Here is a 26372-nt window from a genome sequence, read left to right as displayed (position 1 = left end):
TTACGTCACCTCACGATGGTCGCGACGGGCAGCTTCTCGATCCGGATCGCCGACGCCTTGAACTCCGCCGTCCCCGCGATCGGGCAATTGGCCTCGATCGTCAGCTGGTTGGTGTCCACCTCGTCGGGAAAGTGCATGGTCATGAAGGCGAGCCCGGGCCGCAGCGCCGGATCGACCCACACCGGCGCCACCACCGCCCCGCGCCGCGAGGACACCCGCACCTCCTCACCGACCACGACCCCGTAACGCTCCGCGTCCTCCGGGCACAGCTCGACGTACTCCCCGCGCCGCAGCGGCGAGGCGAAACCCCCGCTCTGCACACCGGTGTTGTACGAGTCGAGCCGCCGCCCGGTGGTGAGGCGGATCGGGTACTCCTCGTCCGTCAGATCGACGGGCGGATCGTGCTGGACGAGCCCGAAGGGCGCGAGACGCCCGCGTTCGGCCGGATTCGGCGACCACAGACGTCCGTGCAGATACGTCGGTTCGAGCCGCTCCGTGCTCGGACACGGCCACTGGATGCCCTGGTGCTGCTCAAGACGCTCGTACGTCATCCCGTAGTGGTCCGGCGACACCGACCGCAGCTCGTTCCAGACGGCCTCCGCGTCGGCGTACTTCCACTCATGCCCGAGGCGTCCCGCCAGATCACAGATGATGTCGATGTCCTCGCGGGCCTCACCGGGCGGCGTGATCGCCCGCCGCACCCGCTGAACCCGCCGTTCACTGTCGGTGGTCGTACCGTCCGTCTCCGCCCACCCGGCGGTCGCGGGCAGCACGATGTCCGCCAACTGGGCCGTCTTCGTGAGGAAGATGTCCTGGACGACGAGAAAGGCGAGGGCCGAGAGCCGCCGTACCGCCTGCTCGCTGTCCGCCTCCGACTGCGCCGGGTTCTCCCCGATGCAGTACACGGCACGCAGTGAGCCCTCCTCCATGGCCTCGAACATCTCCGTCAGGTTCAGCCCGTAGTGCGGCTGGACGACGGTGTCCCACGCCGACTCGAACTTCAGCCGGGTATCCGGGTCGAGGATGTCCTGGAACCCCGGGAGGCGGTTGGGGATCGCCCCCATGTCGCCGCCCTGCACGTTGTTCTGGCCGCGCAGGGGCTGCAACCCCGAGGCACAGCGGCCCACATGGCCGGTCAGCAGCGACAGGTTGATCAGCGCGCGCACGTTGTCCGTGCCGTTGTGGTGCTCGGTGATGCCGAGGGTCCAGCACAGCTGGGCGCGCTCGGCGCGGGCGTAGGCGTGCGCCAACTGCCGTATCGCGGCGGCCGGTACGCCCGTCACCTTCTCGGCCAGCGACAGCGTCCACGGTTCGACGAGCGCCTTGTACTCCTCGAAGCCGGTGGTGGCCCGCTCGATGAACGCCTCGTTGGCGAGGCCCGCGTGGATGATCTCGCGGCCGATCGCGTGCGCCATGGGGATGTCGGTGCCGACGTTCAGTCCGAGCCAGCGCTCCGCCCACTCGGCGGTCGACGTCCGGCGCGGATCGACGGCGTACATCCGGGCGCCGTTGTGGATCCCCTTCAGTACATGCTGGAAGAAGATCGGGTGCGCGAAGCGGGCGTTGGAGCCCCACATCACGATGACGTCGGTGTGCTCGATCTCCTCGTACGAGGAGGTGCCGCCGCCGGAGCCGAAGGCGGCGGACAGACCGGCGACGCTGGGCGCGTGGCACGTCCGGTTGCAGGAGTCGACGTTGTTGGTGCCCATGACCACGCGGGCGAACTTCTGCGCCACGTAGTTCATCTCGTTCGTGGCGCGGGCGCAGGAGAACATGCCGGCCATGGTCGCGCGGGCCAGGGCGCTGATCGGGTTGAACGAGATGTTGCCGAGCAGCTTGATCCAGATGTCGCCCCGGATGTCGGGCTCCACCGGGCACTTGAGGCCGCCGGCCGTCATGGCCTCGCTGAACGCGATACAGCGCCGGGACACGCCGCGGTCGGGCTCGCCGACGGAGAACCGGGTGCCTTCCAAGTGCCGTACGACACCCGGGCCTTCGAGCTCGGTGGCCGCGTAGACGACACAGCCGATGGCCCGTTCGGGCCGAGCACCGCACTGACCGCGCCGTCCGGGTCCACGCTCTCGACACGGTGGCCGTCGTGTGGGCCGCCGTGCCGGTGGAAGTACCACCAGGGGATGCCGTTCTGGGCGGCGATCACCGCCGTGGTGTCGTGCAGCAGAGGCTCGATCAGCGGCCCGCACACCGCGTACGAGTGGGCCTTGAGGCCGAGGAAGACGAAGTCGACCGGGCCGATCCGGGTCGTCGGTGGCGTGGGCGCGGGCGGTGAAGTCCCCGCGCGGGCTGAGCACCCGCACCCCGTCCCGCCTCATGGCCGCCAGATGCGGTCCACGGGCGACGAGATGCACATCGGCGCCACCGCGGTGGAGCGCGGCGCCGACATAGGCGCCGATCGCACCGGCGCCGAGAACTGCGACTTTCATGGCGAGGGAGCTCCGTTCGGTCGAGGGATACCGCGGAGATGGCACACTGCCGAACTCTGTCGATGAAATATTGTCTACAGTATGGAAGTTGGGCCAGCAAGGGTTCGCGCAGCGACTGAAGCAGTCCCAGAACAAGGCGTTACTCGGACAGGGGTGGCTGGGGAACGACCGTTCGGCGCGCGGTGGATACCGTTCATCGCATACCGTCGACGCGCCGCCTTCTCAACTCCCTTGTCACTCCCTACCGTCCGGGATCATGAGTCCCCCCGTCGCACCCCCGGGCTGGAGCCGCTGGCTCGTTCCCCCGGCCGCGCTCTCCGTACATCTCTCCATCGGACAGGCATACGCCTGGAGCGTGTTCAAGCCGCCGCTCGAATCGGCCCTCGGTCTGAGCGGCACGCAGAGCGCGCTGCCCTTCCAGCTCGGCATCGTCATGCTCGGTCTGTCCGCCGCGTTCGGCGGGACGCTCGTGGAGCGCAACGGGCCGCGCTGGGCGATGACCGTGGCCCTGATCTGCTTCTCCTCCGGCTTTCTGCTCGCCTCGCTGGGCGCGGCCACCGAGCAGTACTGGCTGATCGTCTTCGGCTACGGCTTCGTCGGCGGCATCGGCCTCGGCATCGGCTACATCTCGCCCGTCTCGACCCTGATCAAATGGTTCCCGGACAGGCCGGGCATGGCGACCGGTATCGCGATCATGGGCTTCGGCGGCGGCGCGCTCATCGCCTCGCCGTGGTCCGCCCAGATGCTGGAGTCCTTCGGCTCCGACTCCTCCGGCATCGCCCTCGCATTCCTCGTGCACGGACTGTCGTACGCCGTGTTCATGCTGCTCGGCGTACTGCTGGTGCGGGTGCCGCGCAGCGAGAAGCCGGTCGAGAGCGGGCCGAGTGTCTTGGAGGGGCCGCAGGTCTCCGCCCGCAACGCCATCCGCACCCCGCAGTTCTGGTGCCTGTGGGTCATCCTCTGCATGAACGTCTCCGCGGGCATCGGCATCCTGGAGAAGGCCGCGCCGATGATCACGGACTTCTTCGCCAATTCCTCCACACCGGTCACCGTCACCGCGGCCGCCGGTTTCGTCGCGCTGCTCTCGGCGGCCAACATGGCGGGCCGCATCATCTGGTCGTCCACGTCCGACCTGATCGGACGCAAGAACATCTACCGCGTCTACCTGGGCGTGGGCGCGCTGATGTACCTGATGATCGCGCAGTTCGGCGACTCCTCCAAGCCGCTGTTCATCGTCTGCGCCCTGGTGATCCTGTCCTTCTACGGCGGTGGCTTCGCGACCATTCCCGCCTACCTGAAGGATCTCTTCGGCACCTACCAGGTCGGCGCCATCCACGGCCGGCTGCTCACCGCCTGGTCCACCGCCGGAGTGCTAGGACCGCTGATCGTCAACTGGATCGCGGACCGGCAGGAGGAGGCGGGCAAGGACGGCGCCGACCTCTACGGCATGTCCTTCTTCATCATGATCGGGCTGCTCGTTGTCGGCTTCGTCGCCAATGAGCTGGTACGGCCGGTCAACCCCCGATTCCACATCCCCGCCCCGAAGGAGGCCGCCGATGTCGTCCAGCGACAGCACTCCGAACCCGCCTGACCGGCGGCCGCTGATCGTCTTCGCCTGGCTCTGGGTGGGGGTACCGCTCGGTTACGGACTGTACGAACTCGTACGCAAGGCCACGCAATTGTTCACCGGGTAAGTGCTCGGACGTCCAGAGGTCTGACAGAAGCCCACAACCCGGGCCCGTCATTACTGTCGCCTCACCCGCCCTCGTACCCGTGAGTCACTGATCAGACTGGTGAATCCCGCTGACCACAGGCTATGAGGGGGACCCACCCATGAACGGCTCGCGGATCGCCGCCGTCGGCCACTACCAGCCCGCCAAGGTGCTCACCAACGAGGACCTGGCGGGCATGGTCGACACGAGTGACGAGTGGATCACGAGCCGAGTGGGCATCCGCACCCGGCACATCGCGGGCCCCGACGAGCCCGTCGACGAACTCGCCGGGCACGCCGCCGCCAAGGCGCTCGCTGCGGCCGGCCTCGGCCCGGACGCCATCGACCTGGTCGTCGTCGCCACCTCCACGGCCGTCGACCGCTCCCCGAACATGGCCGCCCGGGTCGCGCGCCGGCTCGGCATCCCCTCCCCGGCCGCGATGGACCTCAACGTCGTCTGTGCCGGCTTCACCCACGCCCTCGCCACCGCCGACCATGCCGTACGCGCGGGCGGGGCCACCCGGGCGCTCGTCATCGGCGCCGACAAGATGTCCGAGGTCACGGACTGGACGGACCGTACGACCTGCGTCCTCGTCGGGGACGGGGCGGGCGCGGCCGTCGTCGAGGCCGCCCACGCATCCGGCATCGGTCCGGTGCTGTGGGGATCAGTGCCCGAGATGGGGCACGCCGTACGGATCGAGGGCACGCCCGCGCGGTTCGCGCAGGAAGGGCAGAGCGTCTACCGCTGGGCCACCACCAAGCTGCCGCCCATCGCCCGCGCCGCCTGCGAGAAGGCGGGGCTCGCGCCCGCCGACCTCGCCGCGGTCGTCCTCCACCAGGCCAACCTGCGCATCATCGAACCCCTCGCCGAGAAGATCGGCGCGGTCAACGCCGTGGTCGCGCGGGACGTCACCGAGTCCGGCAACACCTCGGCCGGGAGCATCCCGCTCGCCTTCTCCAAGCTCGTCGAACGCGGAGCGATCTCCAGCGGCGACCCCGTCCTGCTGTTCGGCTTCGGCGGGAACCTGTCGTACGCGGGACAGGTCGTCCGGTGCCCGTGACCACCGCCGACCGGGCACTGTTCCGGGCACTGTGACGAGTCCAACTCGCCGTCCCCCTGGCGAACCGGCGTCGTAGACTGTAGACGAAAGACAATTCATACTGGCTTGGCCGCTGAATGGCCTTGCCTCTGATTGACTTTCCGTTTGCAGTGCCTGGTGGCGCTCTGGAGGGGGACCGCGATGTTGTCGGCAGGACTTCAGCAAGGGGCTGTGCCCAGGCTCGAACGCCCCGGTCCACTGCGTGACCGCGTCTACGAGGCACTTCTCGAACTCATCACCACGCGCGCCCTGCGCCCCGGCCAGCACCTGGTCGAGAGCGAGCTCGCCGGGCACCTCGGGGTGTCCCGGCAGCCCGTCCGCGAGGCCTTGCAGCGGCTCAACACCGAGGGCTGGGTCGACCTGCGGCCCGCCCAGGGCGCCTTCGTGCACGAGCCGACCGAGGCGGAGGCCGACCAACTCCTCACGGTGCGCACCCTGTTGGAGGCCGAGGCGGCCGGCCTCGCCGCCGCGAACGCCGGCACGGCGGGTATCGCGGCGCTGGAGGAACTCTGCGCGGAGGGCGAGCGCGCCGTCGACGCCGACGACGTCGACGGGGCCGTCGCGATGAACGCCCACTTCCACGCCAAGGTCATGGAGCTGGCGGGCAACGCCGTCCTCGCCGAACTCGCCGCCCAGGTCGACCGCCGCGTCCGCTGGTACTACACCCCCGTCGCCCGCCAACGCGGCCACCAGTCCTGGATCGAACACCGCGATCTGATCGCCGCGATCGCGTCCCGCGACGAACAGAGGGCCACGGAGGTCATGCGGGCGCACACCGAGCACACGCGGAAGACGTACCACGAGCGCGAGAAGTAAGCAGCCGCCCGGCGGCGCGGGGGCACCTCACCTGACCTGTGTTGCGCCGTCGACGAAGCCGGCCAGCACCGGGCTGTTGTTCTCCCGCATCCAGACGAGCCCCATTTCGACATTGAGCGGCTCGTTCTGGAGCGCACGATAGGTGACACCGATCTTCTGGATGCGGCGCACCGACGAGGGAATGAGCGCGACTCCGACCCCGCTGGCCACGAGCCCCGCGATGGTCTGGATCAGGGCCGCCTCCTGAACGACGCGGGGCGCGAATCCGCCCCGACGGCACTGCTCCAGAATGATTTCACGCAGGCCCTGGCCAGTGTGGCCGCTGACCGTCACGAACGGTTCCTCGGCGAGTTCGCCGATGTCGATCTTCCGCTGCGCCGCAAGCCGGTGACCAGGCGGAAGCGCCGCTACCAGAGGTTCGCGGGAGATGGCCGCGGACTGGAGGTTCCGGTCGCCGAACGGATGCATCGCGGCGAACGGAAGGTAGAAGCAGGCGCAGTCCAGCGATCCGTCACGCAGCCCGGAGACCTGCCGCTCCGGGGTGAGTTCGTGCAGATCAAGGCGCACATCGCTGAATCTCGCCCGGAAATCGCGAAGGATGGGCGGAAGGGTTTCGATGGTCGCGGAGGGAACGAAGCCGAGCGCCAGCCTGCCCCGCTCGCCTTTCGCCGCTCTCCTCGCGTCCATGATGTTCGTGTCCAGCTGGCCGAGGAGTTCCCGCGTGCTCTTCTGAAAGTGACGGCCTGCCGCCGTGAGTCTCACTTTGCGCGTGGTCCGCTCGAAGAGGACCACGTCCAGCTCTTCCTCGAGCTGGCGGATCTGAGCGCTCAGCGGCGGCTGAGTCATGTTGAGCCGGTCCGCCGCCCTGCTGAAGTTCAGCTCTTCGGCCACGGCGAGGAAGTACTGGAGCTGTCGCAGTTCCACAGTGATGTATTCGCCAACCCTATAGATCGAGAGCGAAACGAGTATTGGACAGGATCAATACTGCAGCACAAGCATGTGACGCAACGTTCACAGGAGCGCGGAGGCGCCGACCGGAAGAAGGTCCTGGTGACGGCGAGATCGATGTCGGAGGTCGTCGCGGGCTTCACCCACGACGTGCACGCGGTCAGGGTCGTGTTCGCAGTCGACGCTCACCGCACGTCCTTGCAGCCGGAACTCGAACGTCTTGGCGCCAAGGCGGTGCTCGTCCTGGCCTCCGCCTCTCAGAAGGCGGTGGCCGGCGCACTCACGGCGGCGATGCCGGGTGGCCCCGCGAAGCCGTTGGCGTTCACACGGAGCCGGTCGACGGCGGGGCAGATCTCCCAGGCCTATGAGGTCGCGGCGCGCGAGCAGGCCGACTGCCTGGTCGCCGTCGGGAGCGGTGCGGTGATCCACGCGGCCAGACAGGCCGCACTGCGTGCGGAGCTTCCCCTGGTTGCCCTGCCGACCTCGTACGCCGGGGCGGAGTTCGTTTCCCCGCCGGATACGTCGGACACGCCGGCCTCACCCCCTGGCGGGACCGGACCAGCCGCATACCCGTCAGCGGCGGCCTCGCGGGTGGTGATCTACGACCCGGTCCTCACCGTGGGGCTTCCGGACCACGTCACCACCCGGTCCGCGATGCGCGCGCTCGCGCACGGCGTGGACGTCCTGTGCACGCCGGACGCGAGTCCGGTCGCCGCGATGATGGCGGAGGAGGGGATCCGCCAGATCGCCGACGGCATGCCGGACGCGATCCTGCATCCCCACGGCCTGGTCGGCCGGTCCCGAACCCAGTACGGCGGGTACCTCACCGCCGGCTCGCTCGCCGTGACCGCACCGGGATCGCATCGCAGTCTCTGCGAAGCCGTGGAGCGGGCCTGCGGACTGCGCCACGCCGATGTGCGCCCGGTCGTCCTGCCGCACCTGCTCGCGGCGACCGGTGCGAAATGGCCGCTGGCTCTCGCCCGTGTCGCCGAGGCCCTCGGCCGCAACGACGCCGTGCAGGGCATCACCGACCTCGCGCACGAGGTCGGCGCTCCGCAGAGCCTGCGGGAACTGGGGATGGGGCTCGACGGGCTGGACGCCGCCCTGGAGGCCCTGCGGCGCGACGAGACGGCCGCCCAGGACGCCGAGTTGGAGCCGGACGTGCTCGCCGCCGTCGTGGAGAACGCCTACCACGGGCGAAACCCCCTCCGCCCCTGACACGGCTTCGGCGGCAGAAGCCCGGGGATCGGGCGCCAGACGCACACGCTACGCATGAAAGGTTGGAGGGTCCCATGAGCACGCCTTCGCTGTTCACCGAGGACAGGTCCGCGGAGATCGTCGTCGAGAGTTTCGGCTCGGACACGGACCCGAGGCTGCGGCAGGTCCTGAGCTCCCTCGTCCGGCATCTGCACGCCTTCGTCAAGGACGTGGAGCTCACGAATGAGGAGTGGGAGGCGGCCATCGCCTTCCTCACGGAGACCGGTCAGGCGTGCACCGATGTCCGGCAGGAGTTCATCCTCCTGTCGGACGTGCTGGGTGTCTCCATGCTGGTCGAGACGATCAACAATCGCTCACTGGAACTGGCCACCGAGTCCACCGTCCTCGGCCCGTTCCACATGGTCGATTCACCGCCCAGGGAGCCGGGCGACCTCGTCGCCCTGGACGGCAAGGGCGAGCAGTGCCTGGTCACCGGGCGCGTCACCGACGAGAAGGGCGACTCGATCGCGAATGCCACCGTCGACGTCTGGCAGGCGAACGCCGAGGGCTTCTACGACGTACAGCAGCCCGATATCCAGCCCGAGCGCAACCTCCGTGGCCTGTTCACCACGGACGACAACGGCGAGTTCTGGTTCCGCTCCATCGTGCCCCGCTACTACCCGATCCCGGTCGACGGGCCTGTCGGCCGCCTGCTCGAGGCCACGCACCGCCACCCGAACCGGCCGGCGCACGTGCACTTCCTGGTGAGCGCCGAGGGCCATCGGCCGCTGATCACCCATCTGTTCGTGAAGGACTGCCCCTACATCGGCTCCGACGTGGTCTTCGGCGTCAAGGAGAGCCTTCTGCGCGACTTCGCCCAGGTCGACGACCCCGTCCGCGCCGCCGAACTCGGCTTCGACAACCCCTACCGCGCCGTCCACTTCGACATCACCCTCCTCAGCGACGACGGCCAGGAGGCCAAGCGGTGAGCCAGGCACGAACCTTCACCTACCAGTCGCTGCCCATGCGCGTGGTGATGGGACCCGGCATGCTCAACCGACTGGCCGACGAGATCGACAGGGCCGGGCTGGGGCGCGTCCTCGTCCTGTGTTCCCCGCCCCAGCAGGCACTCGGCGAGGCCGTGGCCGAGCTGATCGGCGACCGTGCCGTGGGAGTCCATCCGCACGCCCGTATGCATGTTCCGGTCGAGTCCGCCGCCGCAGCCCGTGACCGGGTGGCGGAGCTGGGGGCCGACGGCTGCGTCGCGGTCGGCGGCGGCTCGGCGATCGGGCTCGGCAAGGCCATCGCCCTGGAACACGGTCTGAAGATCATCGCCGTACCCACGACATACGCCGGTTCGGAGATGACCTCTGTGTGGGGGCTGACCGAGCACGGTCGCAAGCGCACCGGCAAGGATCCCCGAGTCCTGCCCGTCAGCGTGCTCTACGACCCCGAACTCACGCTGAGCCTTCCGGCGGCTGTCTCCGCGCCCAGTGGCATGAACGCGATCGCGCACGCCGTCGAGGCCCTCTATGCCCCGGACGCCTCGCCGATCATCAGCCTCATGGCCGAGGAAGGAGTGCGCTCGCTCGCCGCCGCCCTCCCCGCGGTGGTCCAGGACGGCAAGGACCTCCCGGCCCGGGCCGACGCCCAGTACGGGGCGTGGCTGTGCGGGGCCTGTCTCGGTGCCACCACGATGTCCCTGCACCACAAGCTGTGTCACGCCCTCGGCGGCACGCTCGACCTGCCACACGCCGAGACACACTCCGTCGTCCTGCCGCACGCCCTCGCGTACAACCAGCCCGCTGCCCCCGAAGCGGCCGCCGCACTCCGACGGGCATTGGGCGGGGTCGCAGATCCGGCCTCGGCCTTGTGGGAGCTCGCCCGGAGCCTGGGCGCCCCCGGATCGCTGCGTGAACTCGGCATGGAGAAGGACGCCATCAGCCAGATCGTCGAACAGACGCTGGCCCACCCCTATGCCAACCCACGGCAGGTCACCGCGGACGGCCTCACCCACCTCCTGAGCCGCGCCTGGGCCGGCGAACCGCCGACCTCGTGACCCGCGTTCACACGGTATCGGCGTCACTCTTTGTCCTGTGAGTGGAGAAAGTTGGGCCCAATCTCCGCGCAACTTCTTCCCAGCCGCAGCGACCGCTGCTACGTTCCCTGCGAAAGCAAGCCACACAGAGGTGGCCGGAACCCAACGGACGCAGGCCGGTTGAGGCGGGGAGGGGCTCGTGAGACGTATGACGGCTCGACCCGCGAACGCGCATCAGGCCCGCCTGCTGCGCCTGCTGCGCGACGGCGGCCCCAACTCCCGCGCCCAACTGGGTGATCGGGTCGATCTTTCCCGGTCGAAGCTGGCCGTGGAGGTGGACCGCCTCCTGGAGACGGGCCTTGTCGTGGCCGACGGCCTCGCCGCCTCCCGGGGCGGCCGCCGCTCGCACAACATCCGGCTCGCCCCCGCGCTCCGCTTCCTCGGCGTCGACATCGGCGCGACCTCGATCGATGTCGCCGTCACCAACGCGGAGTTGGAGATCCTCGGCCACATCAACCAGCCCATGGACGTACGGGACGGCCCGGTCGCCGTCTTCGAGCAAGTCCTGTCCATGGCCGCCAAGTTGAAGGCCTCCGGACTCGCGGAGGGGTTCGACGGCGCCGGTATCGGCGTCCCCGGACCGGTCCGCTTCCCCGAGGGCGTCCCGGTGGCCCCGCCGATCATGCCGGGCTGGGACGGGTTCCCGGTGCGCGAGGCGCTCAGCCAGGAACTCGGCTGCCCCGTCATGGTCGACAACGACGTGAACCTGATGGCGATGGGGGAGCAGCACGCGGGCGTGGCCCGTTCCGTGGGCGACTTCCTCTGCGTCAAGATCGGCACCGGCATCGGCTGTGGCATCGTCGTCGGCGGCGAGGTCCACCGCGGGGTGACGGGCAGCGCCGGCGACATCGGGCACATCCTCGCCGTACCGGACGGCCGCCCCTGCGCCTGCGGCAACCGGGGCTGCCTGGAGGCCCACTTCAGCGGGGCCGCCCTCGCCCGCGACGCCAAGGAGGCCGCCCAGCAGGGCCTCTCGGCGGAACTCGCGTCCCGTCTGGAGACGGGCGGCACCCTCACCGCCATCGACGTCGCCGCCGCGGCCGCCGCCGGTGACGCCACCGCCCTCGATCTGATCCGCGAGGGCGGTAACCGCACCGGCCAGGTCATCGCCGGACTCGTCAGCTTCTTCAACCCCGGCCTGGTGGTGATCGGCGGCGGGGTGACCGGCCTCGGCCACACCCTGCTCGCCGCCATCCGCACCCAGGTCTACCGCCAGTCACTGCCCCTCGCGACCGGCAACCTCCCCATCGTCCTCGGCGAGTTGGGCCCCACCGCCGGAGTCATCGGCGCGGCCCGCCTCATCAGCGACCACCTGTTCTCACCCGCGTAACCACTCCGTTCGTACGAACACCAGCACGGCAACCCGTTCTGCACCGCCCTGCCCTGAACCCGCCTGCCCACGCACGCGCATCGCCCTGAAACCGGCCCGCACGCCCGCCAAGGGGAACTCATGGCACCAGAACCACCGCTGCTCACCATGTCCGGCATCACCAAGTCGTTCCCCGGCGTCCGGGCCCTCGACGGCGTCGACCTCGACGTCCAGGCCGGAGAGGTCCACTGTCTGCTCGGCCAGAACGGCGCAGGCAAGTCGACGCTCATCAAGGTCCTCTCCGGCGCCCACCAGCCCGACGGCGGCACCATCACCTGGCGCGGGGAAACGGTTGTCCTCCGCTCACCCATCGCCGCCATGCGCCTCGGCATCGCCACCATCTACCAGGAACTCGACCTGGTGGAGGGCCTGTCGGTGGCCGAGAACGTCCACCTCGGGCATGAACCCACGGCCGCCGGTTTCGTCGTACGAGGCAAGGCGGCGCGGGCGTCGACGGCCGCCCTGCTCAAGCGACTCGGGCACCCGGAGATCGATCCGGCCCGGCTGGTGGGCGAGTTGTCCGCCGCCCAGCAGCAGATCGTGTCGATGGCCCGGGCGCTCTCCCACGACGTACGGCTCATCGTCATGGACGAGCCGTCGGCCGCGCTCGACCCGGACGAGGTCGACAACCTGTTCAGGATCGTCGGAGACCTGACGGCGGACGGGGTCGCCGTCGTCTACATCTCGCACCGCCTGGAGGAGATCCGGCGGATCGGTGACCGGGTGACCGTACTGAAGGACGGGCGGGCCGTGGCGGGCGGGCTGCCCGCGAAGTCGACGCCGACGCGCGAGGTCGTGGCGCTGATGACGGGCCGGAACGTCGAGTACGTCTTCCCGGACCGGCCGCCGTCGCCCGTTTCACCGGCCGGTGCCCCGCCCGTACTGGAGGTGCGAGGGCTGGCACGGGAGGGGGAGTTCGAACCCTTCGATCTGGACGTGCGGCCCGGCGAGATCGTCGGCCTCGCCGGGCTCGTCGGCTCCGGGCGGTCCGAGATCCTGGAGACGATCTACGGCGCCCGCAAGCCCACCGCCGGTCAAGTGATCGTGGACGGCCGGCAGTTGAGGACGGGCAGCGTACGGGCCGCCGTACGGGCCGGACTCGGACTCGCCCCTGAGGAGCGCAAGGCGCAGGCGCTGCTGATGCTGGAGTCCGTCACCAGGAACGTCTCCGTGTCGTCCATGTCCCGCTTCTCGCGCGGAGGCTGGATCGACCGGGGCGCCGAGCACCGGGCCGCGCGGGCCGCGACCCGGGAGCTGTCACTGCGCCCGGACAACACCTCCGTGCCGGTGCGCACCCTCTCCGGCGGCAACCAGCAGAAAGCCGTCCTCGCCCGCTGGCTGCTGCGCGGCTGCAAGGTGCTGCTGCTGGACGAGCCGACCCGGGGCGTCGACGTGGGCGCCCGCGCCGAGCTGTACGCCGTCGTGCGCCGCCTCGCCGACGAGGGGCTCGCCGTGCTGCTGGTCTCCAGCGAGGTGCCCGAGGTCCTCGGCCTCGCCGACCGGGTGCTCGTACTGCGCGAGGGCCGCGTCGTCCACACCGCGCCCGCCCGTGAACTCGACGAACACCGCGTACTCGACCTCGTGATGGAAGGAAGCCCCGTGGCCACAGAAGGGAGCCCGGCGTCATGACCCAGCCCGTGTCCCCGCCCCGGGGCGGCCCCGACAAGGTGACACCGGTCAGCGAACCGCCCGCCTGGCGCGCACTCGTGTTCCGCGCCGACGTCCGCACCCTCTCGCTCCTCGGTGTCCTCGCCGCGCTGATCGTCATCGGCGGCATCACCAAGCCGGACGAGTTCCTCGACACCCGCAACCTCCAACTCGTCCTCACCCAGGCCTCGGTGATCGGTGTCGTCACCGTCGGCATGACCTTCGTCATCACCTCCGGCGGCATCGACCTGTCGGTCGGCGCGATCGTGGCGCTGGCCTCCGTCTGGGCGACGACGGTCGCCACCCAGGAGTACGGCTTCGGCGGCATCCTCTTCACCGCGGTGATCGTCGGCGTCGGGTGCGGCCTGGTGAACGGACTGCTCATCGCGTACGGCGGGATGGTCCCCTTCATCGCCACCCTCGCCATGCTCGCCTCGGCCCGCGGTCTCGCCCTCCAGATCACCGACGGCAGCACGCAGGTCGTCACCGTCGAGGGCATCCTGGACCTCGGCGAGCGCGACGCGTACGTCCTCGGTATCCCGCCGCTCGTCCTCGTCTTCGCGGTCGTGACGATCATTGGCTGGCTGCTGCTGAACCGTACGACCTTCGGCCGGCGCACGGTCGCCGTCGGCGGCAACGCGGAGGCGGCCCGGCTGGCGGGTATCGACGTACGCCGACAGCGGCTGTATCTGTACCTGCTCTCGGGGCTGTGCTGCGGCATCGCCGCGTTCCTGCTGATCGTGCTGTCCGGGTCGGGCCAGAACACCAACGGCAACCTCTACGAACTCGACGCCATCGCCGCCGCGATCATCGGCGGAACCCTGCTCAGCGGCGGCCGAGGCACCATTACGGGCTCCGTCCTAGGCGTCCTGATCTTCACCACGATCACCAACATCTTCGCGCTCAACAACCTCCAGAGCGATGTCCAGCAGATCGCCAAGGGCGCGATCATCGTCGCCGCGGTGCTGGTCCAGCGACGTACGGCGAGCACGACCTGACACGTCCGACACGTCCGACAAGGGAAGGGCCCAACGCCATGGCACACCTCACGAGCCGCAGAGGACTGCTCTTCGGGACCGCCGCCGTCTCGGCCGGCGCCCTCCTCGCCGGTTGCACCAGCAACGAGTCCAGCGACGATCCCGCCGCCAACGAACAGTCGGCCGCCGACGACAAGCCCGGCAAGGCGGTCACCATCGGCTTCGCCGGACCGCAGGCCGACCACGGCTGGCTCAACGCGATCAACGAGAACGCCAAGAGCCGCGCGGAGCGGTACGAGGACGTCACCCTGGAGATCACCGAGGGATCCAACGACACCGCCCAGCAGATCGGCCAGATCGAGACCCTCATCAACAAGAAGGTCGACGTCCTGGTCGTCCTGCCCGCCGACGGCAAGGCGCTCACGCAGGTCGGCCTGAAGGCGATGCGCGCCGGCATCCCCGTCGTCAACCTCGACCGGATCTTCAACTCACCGCAGGCGTACCGCTGTTGGATCGGCGGCGACAACTACGGCATGGGCCTCAACGCCGGGCACTACATCGGGGAGCAACTCAAGGACAAGGGCGACGCCCGCGTCATCGAGCTGGCCGGACTCGACAACCTGGAGCTGACCCAGCAGCGCACCAAAGGCTTCGACGACGCGCTCAAGAACTACCCGAACATCAAGAAGGTGGCCCGGCAGGCGGCCGAGTTCACTGTGGAGTCGGGCCAGGCGAAGATGGCCCAACTCCTCCAGGCCCAGTCGGACTTCGACGCCCTCTGGAACCACGACGACGACCAGGGCGTCGGCGCCCTGCGCGCCATCGAGCAGGCGGGACGCGACGACTTCCTGATGGTCGGCGGCGCGGGCGCCCTGTCCGCCTTCCAGGCCATCAAGCAGGACGACGGGGTGTTGAAGGCCACCGTCCTCTACCCGCCGACCATGGCCGCCTCCGCGATCGACCTCGCCCGCGCCCTCGGCCAGGGCAAGGGCGTCGGCGGCCTCGCCGAGTTCGAGATCCCGGCCTCGCTCACGCTCTACTCGGCCGTCGTCGACAAGGACAACGTCGACCAGTACATGCCCACCGGCTTCAAGTGACGAGTCCCGCCGGACGGGCCCGCCCACGCGACCAAGGCAGGCCCCACCCCCCACCGCGCCGCGACCACGAGGAGGACACACCCATGGGACAGCCGCAGCAGCCCGACCAGGCCGAGGCGGAGGAGTCAGCAGCCGCGGGACCCGATGCCGGGGGGGCCGGTGGTGGCGCCGGGACCGGGGCTGTGGCCGATGCCTGGCGCGCCGGGCTCGCCGGTGGTCCGGACAAGCCTCCGCTGCGGGTCGGCATGGTCGGGTACGCCTTCATGGGGGCCGCGCACTCCCAGGGCTGGCGCACCGCGGGCCGTGTCTTCGAACTGCCGCTCAGCCCCGTGCTCGCGGCGGTCTGCGGGCGGGACGGCGATGCGGTGCGGGCCATGGCCGACCGGCACGGCTGGGCGGCGACCGAGACCGACTGGCGGGAGCTGGTCGCCAGGGACGACATCGACCTCGTCGACATCTGCACCCCCGGCGACAGCCATGCCGAGATCGCCCTCGCCGCCCTCGCCGCGGGCAAGCACGTGCTCTGCGAGAAGCCGCTCGCCAACACCGTAGAGGAGGCGGAGGCGATGACGGCCGCGGCCGAAGGGGCGTACGGGCGCGGCCAGTTGGCGATGGTCGGCTTCAACTACCGCCGGGTGCCCGCCACCGCGCTCGCCCGCCGTATGGTCGCCGAGGGACGGCTGGGCGCCCTGCGGCACGTACGGGTGACGTACCTTCAGGACTGGCTCGTGGACCCGGAGTTTCCGCTGACCTGGCGGCTGCGCAAGGAGTCGGCGGGGTCGGGGGCGCTCGGCGACCTCGGCGCGCACATCGTCGACCTCGCGCAGTATCTGGCAGGGGAGCCGGTGGTCGGGGTGTCGGCGCTGACCGAGACCTTCGTACGGGAGCGGCCCCTGCCCGCGGGGGCGTCCAGCGGTCTGGCGTCCTCCGGGGGCACGGCCGGCCGAGGCGCGGTCACCGTCGACGACGCGGCCCTGTTCACCGGCCGGTTCGCCTCCGGCGCCGTCGCCTCCTTCGAGGCGACCCGGTTCGCCACCGGCCGCAAGAACGCACTGCGCATCGAACTCAACGGCGAACACGGTTCGTTGGCCTTCGATCTGGAACGGCTCAACGAACTCTCTTACCACGACCACACCGAACCCGGCGCCCGCGCCGGCTTCCGCCGCATCCTCGTCACCGAGCCCGACCACCCCTACCTGGACGCCTGGTGGCCGCCGGGCCACGGCCTCGGCTACGAGCACACCTTCGTCCACCAGGCCCGTGACCTGGTGCAGGCCATCGCGAAGGGAACCCGGCCCGAGCCGTCCTTCGCCGACGGACTCCAAGTGCAGCGCGTGCTCGCGGCGGTGGAGGAGAGCGCCGAGAAGAACTCCGTCTACACCCCGACCCATACCCCGACAGCGGTCTGACTCCGGTCCGAGGAGGCCACGGCAATGCCGCGCAACTTCACTCTCTTCACCGGCCAGTGGGCCGACCTGTCCCTCGAAGAGGTCTGTCGACTCGCCCGCGACTTCGGCTACGACGGACTCGAACTCGCCTGCTGGGGCGACCACTTCGAGGTCGACAAGGCCCTCGCCGACCCGTCGTATCTCGACTCGCGCCACCAACTCCTGGAGAAGTACGGCCTGAAGTGCTGGGCCGTCTCCAACCACCTCGTGGGCCAGGCGGTGTGCGACGCCATCATCGACGAACGCCACCGCGCCATCCTTCCCGCCCGTATCTGGGGCGACGGCGAGCCCGAAGGCGTACGGCAGCGGGCCGCGGCCGAGATGGCCGACACGGCACGGGCCGCGGCCGCCTTCGGCGTCGACACCGTCATCGGCTTCACCGGCTCCGCCATCTGGCATCTGGTAGCCATGTTCCCGCCCGCCCCCGAATCCATGATCGAGCACGGCTACGAGGACTTCGCGACGCGCTGGAACCCGATCCTCGACGTCTTCGACGCCCAGGGCGTGCGGTTCGCGCACGAGGTCCATCCGAGCGAGATCGCGTACGACTACTGGACGACGCAGCGCGCCCTGGAGGCGGTCGACCGGCGGCCCGCCTTCGGCCTGAACTTCGATCCTTCGCACTTCGTGTGGCAGGACCTCGACCCGGTCGGCTTCCTGTGGGACTTCCGCGACCGGATCTACCACGTCGACTGCAAGGAGGCCCGCAAGCGGCTCGATGGCCGGGGCGGCCGTCTCGGCTCGCACCTGCCCTGGGGCGATCCGCGCCGCGGCTGGGACTTCGTGTCCGCCGGGCACGGTGACGTCCCCTGGGAGGACGTCTTCCGCATGCTGCGCTCCATCGACTACCGGGGTCCCATCTCCGTCGAGTGGGAGGACGCCGGCATGGACCGGCTGCAGGGCGCCCCCGAGGCCCTGACCCGCCTCAAGGCGTACGACTTCGAACCGCCGTCGGCCTCCTTCGACGCGGCGTTCGGCGGCAACGACTAGGGCCGTACGGCCCCCTTGTGTCTTCCGGGGTGACGGCGCACCCCGGCGTACCGCACACACCCGTACACCTCCGTACGACCGGCCCCTCTCTGGAGGCATTTCGTGCACCCGTACGACGACAACAGACATCCCACCAGCCACTTCGGACGCCGGAGGGTTCGCGGCCCCCTCGCACTGCTGAGCGGTCTGCTGCTCGCGGGCGCCTCGCTCTCGCTCACCTCGCCCGCTGCGGGCGCGGCCGAGGCCGCCGCTGCCGAGGCCGCCCCGCAGGCCGCTGCGGCCGAGGACTTCCAGCAGGTCACGCTCGCCAAGGGCGAACCGGAGACGGGCGAGCCCATGTCGCTCGCCGTCCTCCCCGACCGGTCGGTCCTGCACACCTCCCGCGACGGTGAGCTGCGGCTGACCGACGCGGCGGGCAACACCAAACTCGCGGGCAAGCTCGACGTGTACTCCCACGACGAGGAGGGCCTGCAGGGCATCGGCGTCGACCCCGGCTTCGCCGACAACCGCTTCATCTACCTCTACTACGCGCCCCCGCTGAACACCCCCGCGGGCGACGCCCCCGAGACCGGCACCGCCGCCGACTTCGCCCCCTTCGACGGCGTCAACCGGCTCTCCCGCTTCGTCCTGAAGGCGGACGGCACCCTCGACACGGCCAGCGAGACGAAGATCCTCGACGTCCCGGCCTCCCGCGGCATCTGCTGCCACGTCGGCGGCGACATCGACTTCGACGCGGCGGGCAACCTGTACCTGTCGACGGGCGACGACAGCAACCCGTTCCAGTCGGACGGTTTCACGCCCATCGACGAGCGCGCCAACCGCAACCCGGCCTTCGACGCCCAGCGCACCTCCGCCAACACCAACGACCTGCGCGGCAAGATCCTGCGCATCAAGGTCAACGCCGACGGCTCGTACGCCGTCCCCGACGGCAACCTCTTCGCGCCGGGTACGGACAAGACGCGCCCCGAGATCTACGCGATGGGCTTCCGCAACCCGTTCCGCTTCAGCGTCGACAAGGAAACCGGCGTTCTGTACGTCGGCGAGTACGGCCCCGACGCCGGCGCCGCCAACCCCTCGCGCGGCCCGGCCGGCCAGGTCGAGTTCGCCCGTGTCACCAAGCCCGGCAACTTCGGCTGGCCGTACTGCACCGGCGACAACGACGCCTACATCGACTACGACTTCGCCACCGGCGCCTCGGGCACGGCCTTCGACTGCTCGGCCCCCAAGAACACCTCGCCGAACAACACCGGCCTCACCGACCTGCCGCCCGCCGAGCCCGCCTGGATCCCGTACGACGGCTCCTCCGTCCCGGAGTTCGGCGACGGCTCCGAGTCCCCGATGGGCGGCCCGGTCTACCACTACGACGCCTCGCTCGACTCCCCGGTGAAGTTCCCGGAGGCGTACGACGGCGACTTCTTCGCCGGTGAGTTCGGCCGCCGCTGGATCAAGCGGATCACTTCGGACGCGGACGGCACCGTGCAGTCCATCAACTCCGTCCCCTGGACCGGCACCCAGATCATGGACATGGCCTTCGGCCCGGACGGCGCGCTGTACGTCCTCGACTACGGCGTCTCCTGGTTCGGCGGCGACGAGCACTCCGCGCTGTACCGCATCGAGAACGCCACCGACGGCCACTCCCCGGTCGCCCAGGCCGCCGCCGACCGTACGTCCGGGCAGGCGAAGCTCAAGGTGCGCTTCTCCTCCGAGGGCACCAGTGACCAGGACGGCGACGCTCTCACCTACAGCTGGGACTTCGGCGACGGCGGCACCTCCACGGCCGCGAACCCCAGCCACACGTACAAGAAGAACGGCACCTACACGGCGACCCTGACCGCGAAGGACCCCTCCGGTCGCACCGGCAGCGCCGGTGTGCGGATCGTCGTCGGCAACACCGCGCCCAAGGTCGAGCTTCAACTCCCACAGGACGGACAGCTGTTCGCCTTCGGGGACGCCGTGCCGTTCAAGGTGAAGGTGAGCGACCCGGAGGACGGCCGTCCGATCGACTGCTCGAAGGTCAAGGTCACCTTCATCCTCGGCCATGACAGCCACGGCCACCCCGTGACCTCCGCCAACGGCTGCACCGGCACCATCCAGACCAGCGCCGACGGCGGCCACGACGAGAACGCCAACATCTTCGGGGTCTTCGACGCCGAGTACACCGACGGTGGAGGCGGCGGCCAGGCCCCGCTGACCACCCACGACCGACACGTCGTCCAGCCCAAGCACCGCCAGGCCGAGCACTACGGCGACTCCTTCGGCATCACGGTGCAGTCGAAGGACACGGCACACGGTGGCAAGACGGTCGGCGACATCTCGAACGGCGACTGGATCTCCTTCAAGCCGTACGTCCTCTCCAACGCCACGAAGATCACCGCGCGCATCTCCTCCGGAGGCGCCGGCGGCAAACTGGAGGTCCGCGCGGGCTCTCCGACCGGCCGTCTCCTCGGTGCCGCGACGGTGCCGGTGACCGGCGGCTGGGAGAACTTCCAGGACGTCACCGCCGACCTGTCCCGCGCACCGCGCGGCACCACCACCCTCTTCCTGGTGTTCAAGGGGAGCGACTCGGGTGCCCTGTTCGACGTGGACGACTACACCTTCACGACGAGGTGAGGGGCTGCTATGCGAACGAACACACGCATATGGACCGCTGTGGGCGCCGCAGCTCTGCTGATCGGCTGCGTGTCGGGCCCGGCCGTGTCCGATGAGACGGGCGGATCCCGTACGGACCACTCCGCCGAGCCCCGGGTGCTGGTGTTCTCCAAGACCGCGGGCTTCCGGCACGACTCGATCCCCGAGGGGATCGCGGCCGTACGGGAGCTGGGTGCCGCACACGGCTTCACGGTCGAGGCCACGGAGGATGCGACCGCCTTCACCGCCCGGAACCTCGGGCGCTACGACGCCGTGGCGTTCCTGTCGACGACGGGTGACGTCCTCAACGAGGCCCAACAGGGCGCGTTCGAGCGGTACATCAAGCGCGGCGGGGCGTACGTGGGCATCCACGCGGCCGCCGACACCGAGTACGACTGGGCCTTCTACGGCGGACTCGCGGGCGCGTACTTCCAGTCGCACCCCGCGATCCAGCCGGCGACGGTCGACGTCGAGGACCACGCCCACCCGGCGACCTCGGGCCTGGGCGCGACCTGGAACCGTACGGACGAGTGGTACAACTACCGCTCCAATCCCCGCGACCGGGCCCATGTCCTCGCCTCGCTCGACGAGTCGTCGTACAGCGGCGGCACCATGAACGGCGACCACCCGATCGCCTGGTGCCAGAACTACCAGGGCGGCCGCGCCTTCTACACCGGAGGCGGTCACACCAAGGAATCGTTCGCCGAACCCGCCTTCCGGCAGCACCTGCTGGGCGGTATCCGATGGGCGATCGGTGAGTCCCAGGCCGACTGCCGCCCGGAGAACGGCTACCGGCCGCTCTTCGAGGGCACGGCGGCTTCGCTGGACGGCTGGCGACAGGCGGGCCCGGGCTCCTTCACCCTGTCCGACGACGGCACGCTGACGTCGAGCGGCGGCATGGGCATGCTCTGGTACGCCGCCTCGGGCTTCGGCTCGTACTCCCTGAAGCTCGACTGGAAGATGGCCGGCGCCTCGGGTGACGACAACTCCGGTGTGTTCGTGGGCTTCCCGCCCTCGGACGACCCGTGGTCGGCCGTGAACAACGGCTACGAGATCCAGATCGACGCCACCGACACACCCGACAGGACCACCGGGTCCGTCTACGGCTTCCGGTCCGCCGACATCAGAGAGCGCGACCGCGCGCTGAACCCGCCGGGGGAGTGGAACACGTACGAGATCCGCGTGGAGGGCGAACGCCTCCGCGTCTGGCTCAACGGCGTGAAGATCAACGATTTCACCAGCACCGACCCGGCTCGGAGCCTGCGCGACGGACACATCGGCATCCAGAACCACGGCGCCGACGACCAGGTGTCCTTCCGCGACATCCGCATCAAGGAACTGCCCGACCGAGCCGCCCACTCCGCGGTCTCGCCCCCGGGCGACTGACCGGTGGCGGGCGGGCGACGCCGGACCCCCGCCCGCCACCTTCCTGTCCCAGCTCCGACCGCACAAGCGGCCACCTGTCCCTTCCCCGGTCCGACCGCACAACCGGTCGCACCGCCGACCGGACCAGCGCGACTCCGGACGGCTCACGTCCCTCGCCGTCGTCCCCGAACGGGAGCGCCTCGTGATCCACCACCGCACGTCGGCCCCTCCGACAACCCACCCGGCCCTCGCCACCCCCTCCGACCTGCGCGGCCACCTGAACGCCCACCTCGCGGACACCCGCCGCGCCTGGCTGGGCGGAGCTCTCGACGAGGCCGCCGACCATCCGGGCACCCATGGGCCCATCTCGGTCTGGGAGCTGCGGCTCGCCGAGGCGGGCCGACGCTGCGGTACCGAGTACGCCGACGCCGTCCGCGTCCTGATCCTGCACGCGGCCCGCGCCGACACCGACGCGCTCACCCGGGTCTACCGCCAGGGCACCGCCGACGAACGCCGAGCCGTCCTGCACGCCCTGCCCCACCTCGTGCCCGGCCCCGACGCCCTGCACCTCGTCGAGGACGCCCTGCGCACCAACGACACCCGTCTCGTCGCCGCCGCCCTCGGCCCGTACGCCGCCCGCCACCTGGCCCCACACCACTGGCGGCACGCCGTCCTGAAGTGCCTCTTCACCGGCGTGCCCGTCGACGAGATCGCCGACCTGGCCCGTCGTGCCCATGGCGACACCGAACTGGCCCGCATGCTCGGCGACTATGCCGACGAACGCACCGCCGCGGGCCGTCCCGTACCCGAGGACCTGTACCGCGTCCTGGCCCTGACCGCGCCCCCACCGGCCGACGAGAACGGCCTCGACGGCAAGGAGACCTGATGCGCATCTTCGACCCCCACATCCACATGACGTCACGCACCACCGACGACTACGAGGCGATGCACGAGGCGGGCGTCCGCGCGGTCGTCGAGCCGGCCTTCTGGCTGGGCCAGCCTCGTACCTCTCCCGCCTCCTTCATCGACTACTTCGACTCCCTGCTGGGCTGGGAGCCCTTCCGCGCCGCCCAGTACGGCATCGCCCACCACTGCGCCCTCGCCCTCAACCCCAAAGAGGCGAACGACCCCCACTGCACCCCCGTCCTGGACCACCTGCCCCGCTACCTGCTCAAGGACCAGGTCGTGGCCGTGGGAGAGATCGGCTACGACTCCATGACCCCGGCCGAGGACCTCGCCCTCGAACACCAGCTGCAACTGGCCGCCGACCACGGCCTGCCCGCCCTGGTGCACACCCCGCACCGCGACAAACTGGCCGGCCTGCGCCGCACCCTCGACGCCGTGCGCGCCTCGGCCCTCCCGGTCGAGCGGGTGCTCCTCGACCACCTCAACGAGACCACCGTCAAGGAGGCCAAGGACAGCGGCAGTTGGCTCGGCTTCTCCGTCTATCCGGACACCAAGATGGACGAGGAACGCATGGTCGCCGTCATCAAGACGTTCGGCCCGGAGAAGGTGCTGGTCAACTCCGCCGCCGACTGGGGCAGAAGCGACCCCCTCAAGACCCGCCGGGTCGGCGACGCCCTGCTCGCCGCCGGCTTCGACGAGGACGACGTGGACCTGGTGCTGTGGCGCAACCCGGTCGCCTTCTACGGGCTCAGCGGCCGCCTCTCCCTCGACGTCACCGCGACCGACGCCACCCACGAGGGCAACAGCATCCTGCGCGGCGGGGAGTGACCCATGCGCTTCCGCCACCCCGACGGCACCACCGTCCACCTCGCCTACTGCACCAATGTGCACCCGGCCGAGACCCTCGACGGCGTCCTCGCCCAGCTCCGCGACCACTGCGAACCCGTACGCCGACGCCTCGGCCGCGACCGCCTCGGCATCGGCCTGTGGCTGGCCAAGGACGCCGCCCACGCCCTGGTGACCGACCCGTCCGCCCTGCGCGCCCTGCGCACCGAACTCGACCGGCGCGGCCTCGAAGTCGTCACCCTCAACGGCTTCCCGTACGACGGCTTCGGAGCCGAGGAGGTCAAGTACCGCGTCTACAAGCCGGACTGGGCCGACCCCGAACGCCTCGACCACACCACCTCCCTCGCCCGCGTCCTGGCCGGACTCCTCCCCGACGACGTCACCGAGGGCACCATCTCCACCCTGCCCCTCGCCTGGCGCACCGCCTACGACGACACGGCCGCCGCCTGGGCCCGCACGGCTCTGCTCACCCTCGCCGAACGCCTCGACGCCGTGGCGGAACTGACCGGCCGCTCCATCCGCGTCGGCCTGGAACCCGAACCCGGCTGCATCATCGAAACCACCGCCGACGCCATCGGCCCGCTCACCGACATCGGCCACCACCGCATCGGCATCTGCGTCGACACCTGCCACCTCGCCACCTCCTTCGAAGACCCGCACACCGCCCTGGACGCGCTCACCCGAGCCGACGTCCCCATCGTCAAATCCCAGCTCTCAGCCGCCCTCCACGCCGACCACCCCGATCTCCCCGACGTCCGCGAAGCCCTCGCCGCCTTCGACGAGCCCCGCTTCCTGCACCAGACCCGCACCTCCACCGCCGCCGGCCTACGCGGCACCGACGACCTCGGCGAAGCCCTCGCGGGCGACGCCCTGCCCGACGCGTCCCCCTGGCGCGCCCACTTCCACGTCCCCCTCCATGCGGCCCCCACCGCGCCCCTCACCTCCACACTCCCCGAACTCAAGGCCGCCCTGACCCATCTGGTCGGCGGCGCCCACCCGCTCACCCGCCATCTGGAGGTCGAGACCTACACCTGGCAGGCCCTCCCACCCGAACTCCGCCCCCGCGGCCGCACCCAACTCGCCGATGGCATCGCCGCCGAACTCGACCTCGCCCGCGACCTGTTGACGGACCTCGGCCTCAAGGAGCTGCCATGAGCCGACAGGAAGCCTCCGCCGACCCGGCGGCCCGCCGTGTGCGCCATCAACCGCGCCCCCGCGCCGCGCCGCCCTCCTCGATGTGCACACACAGGACGGCATGGAGTACCTCGACCCGATGGCCTCAAGGGCCTTCGCGGTCGCCGACCACGACCAACTCCTCGACGACGAGGGGAAGAAGGCGCACCACCTCGACCATCCGCGCTCCGGCGAACTCGTCGCCGTCGCGGAGCCGGACGCCTGGTTCACGTACTACTACTGGCTCGCCGACGCCCGCGCGCCCGACTTCGCGGCGCTACCGCATGGCGGTCGTGCCCCTGGCCCCTTCGCCTATTCGCGGCAGCCACGGCCGCCTGCCCATGAGCGACGACGACGGTCCGCTCATCATCTGCTCCTCCCCCCGCGCTGTCGGTGACCGTGTCGCGGCCACCGATGTGAAAGCACTCCTGCTCCAACTGGCCGGTCTCTCCTGACTCGCCAGAAGTCCTCACTGGTCACAAGTGAAGCACTCACCACTGACAACGCCCGCCCACGCAGAGGAGCTCCAGCAATGAGCCGCACCCGCCAGACAGATCCAGAACTCACCCATCGCCTCAGCAGAAGAGGCATGCTCGGCGTGGCCGCCGGCGCCACGGCTGCCGCCCTGCTGGGCGCCACGGCAACTCCCGCCACGGCGGCGACCGGCAGAGGCCGCCCCGTCCTCCCGCCCGGCCGACTAGGCATCCAGCTCTACAGCCTGCGCGACAAGGTCTCCACCCTCGGCTTCGCGCCCGTCTTCGCCGAGTTGGAGAAGTACGGCTACGACGAGGTCGAGTTCGCCGGCTACACCCAGGGCTCCGCGGGCCCCATCACCCTCGCCCAGCTCAAGCGACTGGCCCGCAACCACGGCCTGACCCCGATCGGCAGCCACGTCGGCTACTACTCCAACGACCCGAACGCATACACCTTCGCCCAGAACCTCACCAAGGTCCTCGACGACGCCCAGGCCCTCGGCCTCAAACACATCGGCACCGCCGCCGGCCCCTTCCGCTACGGCACCACCGTCGACGCGATGAAGCGGGCCGCCGAGGAGTTCAACACCTACGGCGCGGCGGCCAAGGCGCGCGGCATGAAGTTCTACCAGCACAACCACTCCGAGGAGTTCTCCTTCGCCACGGACCAGCCGCATGTCCGCCTCTACGACGTCCTGCTCCGCGAGACCGACCCCGGTCTCGTCTACCTGGAGATGGACATCTTCTGGGCGTACGTGGCCCAGTTCCGCTTCTCCAAGCGCCCCGACGGCACGCCCGCGCCCTTCGAGCCCCTCGACTACGTCCTCAGGCGCCCGAACCGCTACCCGCTCTTCCACGTCAAGGACGGTGAGAGCGACCCGTCGAACCCGTTCGGCTACCGCATGGTGGATGTCGGCGACGGCGACATCGACTACCAGAAGTTCATCTCGGCCGTCACCCGGCTGAGGGGCCACCGCCTCGCCCACCACTGGCAGGCCGAACACGACAACCCCACCGAGTCCTTCACCTTCGCCCGCCGCTCCAGCGAGCACCTGCACTCCCTGCGGGAGAAGTGCTGACCGAGGGCCGAAGGCGTACGCCAACGGCAGCAGGCGGCCGCCCCGTGGTGCGAGACCACGGGG

At 70.1% G+C, this 26372-nt stretch carries 21 protein-coding genes and 2 pseudogenes; 20 read left to right on the top strand and 3 right to left on the bottom strand.

What is annotated here, in order from left to right:
• Positions 1 to 5: 5 nt before the first annotated feature.
• Both F3T56_RS20695 and F3T56_RS50115 read right to left on the bottom strand, forming a co-directional pair.
• On the bottom strand, positions 6 to 1973 hold the full coding sequence (locus F3T56_RS20695) for a molybdopterin-dependent oxidoreductase (protein WP_246203731.1): 1968 nt from the start codon (positions 1971 to 1973) through the stop codon (positions 6 to 8).
• Positions 1895 to 2441, bottom strand: a pseudogene (locus tag F3T56_RS50115) (ketopantoate reductase family protein). The gene F3T56_RS20695 and the pseudogene F3T56_RS50115 overlap by 79 nt, the downstream one beginning before the upstream one ends.
• Before the next feature lie 256 nt (positions 2442 to 2697).
• Here F3T56_RS50115 and F3T56_RS20690 point away from each other — a divergent pair.
• From F3T56_RS20690 to F3T56_RS20680, 4 genes are all read left to right on the top strand, one after another.
• Entirely contained in the window at positions 2698 to 4032 is a 1335-nt protein-coding gene (locus F3T56_RS20690; RefSeq protein ID WP_149826688.1) for an OFA family MFS transporter, read from the top strand.
• Positions 3998 to 4135, top strand: a complete 138-nt coding sequence (locus F3T56_RS46280; RefSeq protein ID WP_172639048.1) for an MFS transporter small subunit — start codon at positions 3998 to 4000, stop codon at positions 4133 to 4135. The genes F3T56_RS20690 and F3T56_RS46280 overlap by 35 nt, the downstream gene beginning before the upstream one ends.
• A gap of 139 nt (positions 4136 to 4274) precedes the next feature.
• On the top strand, positions 4275 to 5213 hold the full coding sequence (locus tag F3T56_RS20685) for a beta-ketoacyl-ACP synthase III (RefSeq protein WP_149826687.1): 939 nt from the start codon (positions 4275 to 4277) through the stop codon (positions 5211 to 5213).
• A 180-nt stretch (positions 5214 to 5393) separates the two neighbouring features.
• Positions 5394 to 6068 carry a GntR family transcriptional regulator gene (locus tag F3T56_RS20680; RefSeq protein WP_172639047.1) on the top strand — a complete coding sequence of 225 codons (675 nt, stop codon included), beginning with the start codon at positions 5394 to 5396 and terminating at the stop codon, positions 6066 to 6068.
• Positions 6069 to 6095: 27 nt separating this feature from the next.
• Here the strand turns inward: F3T56_RS20680 and F3T56_RS20675 are convergent, their stop codons facing one another.
• Complete coding sequence (locus tag F3T56_RS20675) at positions 6096 to 6992, bottom strand: LysR family transcriptional regulator (protein WP_149826685.1); 897 nt, start codon at positions 6990 to 6992, stop codon at positions 6096 to 6098.
• 75 nt (positions 6993 to 7067) lie between these two features.
• Here F3T56_RS20675 and F3T56_RS20670 point away from each other — a divergent pair, with 75 nt between their 5' ends.
• The 16 genes and pseudogenes from F3T56_RS20670 to F3T56_RS20595 all read left to right on the top strand — a co-directional run bounded on the left by F3T56_RS20670 (position 7068) and on the right by F3T56_RS20595 (position 26309).
• Positions 7068 to 8234 carry an iron-containing alcohol dehydrogenase gene (locus tag F3T56_RS20670; protein ID WP_149826684.1) on the top strand — a complete coding sequence of 389 codons (1167 nt, stop codon included), beginning with the start codon at positions 7068 to 7070 and terminating at the stop codon, positions 8232 to 8234.
• Positions 8235 to 8308: 74 nt separating this feature from the next.
• Positions 8309 to 9202, top strand: coding sequence for an intradiol ring-cleavage dioxygenase (locus F3T56_RS20665; protein WP_149826683.1), 894 nt, complete (start codon positions 8309 to 8311; stop codon positions 9200 to 9202).
• A complete protein-coding gene (locus F3T56_RS20660; RefSeq protein ID WP_425473593.1) occupies positions 9199 to 10272 on the top strand; it encodes a maleylacetate reductase in 1074 nt (357 codons plus the stop codon). The genes F3T56_RS20665 and F3T56_RS20660 overlap by 4 nt, the downstream gene beginning before the upstream one ends.
• A 187-nt stretch (positions 10273 to 10459) precedes the next feature.
• Positions 10460 to 11641, top strand: coding sequence for an ROK family transcriptional regulator (locus F3T56_RS20655; RefSeq protein WP_149826759.1), 1182 nt, complete (start codon positions 10460 to 10462; stop codon positions 11639 to 11641).
• Between the two features lie 120 nt (positions 11642 to 11761).
• Positions 11762 to 13309 carry a sugar ABC transporter ATP-binding protein gene (locus tag F3T56_RS20650; RefSeq protein ID WP_149826682.1) on the top strand — a complete coding sequence of 516 codons (1548 nt, stop codon included), beginning with the start codon at positions 11762 to 11764 and terminating at the stop codon, positions 13307 to 13309.
• The gene (locus F3T56_RS20645; RefSeq protein ID WP_149826681.1) at positions 13306 to 14325 is read left to right on the top strand and encodes an ABC transporter permease; all 1020 of its coding nucleotides are present in this window, start codon (positions 13306 to 13308) and stop codon (positions 14323 to 14325) included. The genes F3T56_RS20650 and F3T56_RS20645 overlap by 4 nt, the downstream gene beginning before the upstream one ends.
• Before the next feature lie 38 nt (positions 14326 to 14363).
• The gene (locus F3T56_RS20640; RefSeq protein ID WP_149826680.1) at positions 14364 to 15401 is read left to right on the top strand and encodes a substrate-binding domain-containing protein; all 1038 of its coding nucleotides are present in this window, start codon (positions 14364 to 14366) and stop codon (positions 15399 to 15401) included.
• A gap of 83 nt (positions 15402 to 15484) precedes the next feature.
• Complete coding sequence (locus tag F3T56_RS20635; RefSeq protein WP_149826679.1) at positions 15485 to 16810, top strand: Gfo/Idh/MocA family protein; 1326 nt, start codon at positions 15485 to 15487, stop codon at positions 16808 to 16810.
• A gap of 24 nt (positions 16811 to 16834) precedes the next feature.
• Entirely contained in the window at positions 16835 to 17839 is a 1005-nt protein-coding gene (locus F3T56_RS20630) for a sugar phosphate isomerase/epimerase family protein (protein WP_149826678.1), read from the top strand.
• Between the two features lie 102 nt (positions 17840 to 17941).
• Positions 17942 to 20449, top strand: a complete 2508-nt coding sequence (locus F3T56_RS20625) for a PQQ-dependent sugar dehydrogenase (RefSeq protein ID WP_149826677.1) — start codon at positions 17942 to 17944, stop codon at positions 20447 to 20449.
• 9 nt (positions 20450 to 20458) lie between these two features.
• Positions 20459 to 21853: a ThuA domain-containing protein gene (locus tag F3T56_RS20620; protein WP_149826676.1), complete on the top strand. Its 1395-nt coding sequence runs from the start codon at positions 20459 to 20461 to the stop codon at positions 21851 to 21853.
• A gap of 181 nt (positions 21854 to 22034) precedes the next feature.
• On the top strand, positions 22035 to 22718 hold the full coding sequence (locus F3T56_RS20615) for an EboA domain-containing protein (protein WP_149826675.1): 684 nt from the start codon (positions 22035 to 22037) through the stop codon (positions 22716 to 22718).
• On the top strand, positions 22718 to 23566 hold the full coding sequence (locus F3T56_RS20610) for a TatD family hydrolase (RefSeq protein WP_149826674.1): 849 nt from the start codon (positions 22718 to 22720) through the stop codon (positions 23564 to 23566). Before F3T56_RS20615 ends, F3T56_RS20610 begins: the two co-directional genes overlap by 1 nt.
• A gap of 3 nt (positions 23567 to 23569) precedes the next feature.
• The gene (gene eboE / locus F3T56_RS20605; protein ID WP_149826673.1) at positions 23570 to 24739 is read left to right on the top strand and encodes a metabolite traffic protein EboE; all 1170 of its coding nucleotides are present in this window, start codon (positions 23570 to 23572) and stop codon (positions 24737 to 24739) included.
• Positions 24740 to 24800: 61 nt separating this feature from the next.
• Positions 24801 to 25212 (top strand): annotated as a pseudogene (locus F3T56_RS20600) (alkaline phosphatase family protein); the annotation flags it as partial.
• Positions 25213 to 25289: 77 nt separating this feature from the next.
• Entirely contained in the window at positions 25290 to 26309 is a 1020-nt protein-coding gene (locus F3T56_RS20595; RefSeq protein ID WP_149826672.1) for a sugar phosphate isomerase/epimerase family protein, read from the top strand.
• The last annotated feature ends 63 nt before the right edge of the window (positions 26310 to 26372 follow it).

This window comes from Streptomyces tailanensis (assembly GCF_008386495.1).
Classification (GTDB): Bacteria; Actinomycetota; Actinomycetes; order Streptomycetales; family Streptomycetaceae; genus Streptomyces; species Streptomyces tailanensis.
The sequence above is the reverse complement of the archived record's forward strand: the minus strand, read 5'-3'. Positions and strand labels throughout refer to the sequence as shown.

Coding starts and splice junctions, on each gene's coding strand:
- F3T56_RS20665 (WP_149826683.1), top strand. CDS start 8,309: ATGAGCACGCCTTCGCTGTTCACCGAGGACAGGTCCGCGGAGATCGTC.
- F3T56_RS20645 (WP_149826681.1), top strand. CDS start 13,306: ATGACCCAGCCCGTGTCCCCGCCCCGGGGCGGCCCCGACAAGGTGACA.
- F3T56_RS46280 (WP_172639048.1), top strand. CDS start 3,998: ATGTCGTCCAGCGACAGCACTCCGAACCCGCCTGACCGGCGGCCGCTG.
- F3T56_RS20650 (WP_149826682.1), top strand. CDS start 11,762: ATGGCACCAGAACCACCGCTGCTCACCATGTCCGGCATCACCAAGTCG.
- F3T56_RS20610 (WP_149826674.1), top strand. CDS start 22,718: ATGCGCATCTTCGACCCCCACATCCACATGACGTCACGCACCACCGAC.
- F3T56_RS20640 (WP_149826680.1), top strand. CDS start 14,364: ATGGCACACCTCACGAGCCGCAGAGGACTGCTCTTCGGGACCGCCGCC.
- F3T56_RS20620 (WP_149826676.1), top strand. CDS start 20,459: ATGCGAACGAACACACGCATATGGACCGCTGTGGGCGCCGCAGCTCTG.
- eboE (WP_149826673.1), top strand. CDS start 23,570: ATGCGCTTCCGCCACCCCGACGGCACCACCGTCCACCTCGCCTACTGC.
- F3T56_RS20630 (WP_149826678.1), top strand. CDS start 16,835: ATGCCGCGCAACTTCACTCTCTTCACCGGCCAGTGGGCCGACCTGTCC.
- F3T56_RS20690 (WP_149826688.1), top strand. CDS start 2,698: ATGAGTCCCCCCGTCGCACCCCCGGGCTGGAGCCGCTGGCTCGTTCCC.
- F3T56_RS20655 (WP_149826759.1), top strand. CDS start 10,460: ATGACGGCTCGACCCGCGAACGCGCATCAGGCCCGCCTGCTGCGCCTG.
- F3T56_RS20680 (WP_172639047.1), top strand. CDS start 5,394: ATGTTGTCGGCAGGACTTCAGCAAGGGGCTGTGCCCAGGCTCGAACGC.
- F3T56_RS20685 (WP_149826687.1), top strand. CDS start 4,275: ATGAACGGCTCGCGGATCGCCGCCGTCGGCCACTACCAGCCCGCCAAG.
- F3T56_RS20635 (WP_149826679.1), top strand. CDS start 15,485: ATGGGACAGCCGCAGCAGCCCGACCAGGCCGAGGCGGAGGAGTCAGCA.
- F3T56_RS20595 (WP_149826672.1), top strand. CDS start 25,290: ATGAGCCGCACCCGCCAGACAGATCCAGAACTCACCCATCGCCTCAGC.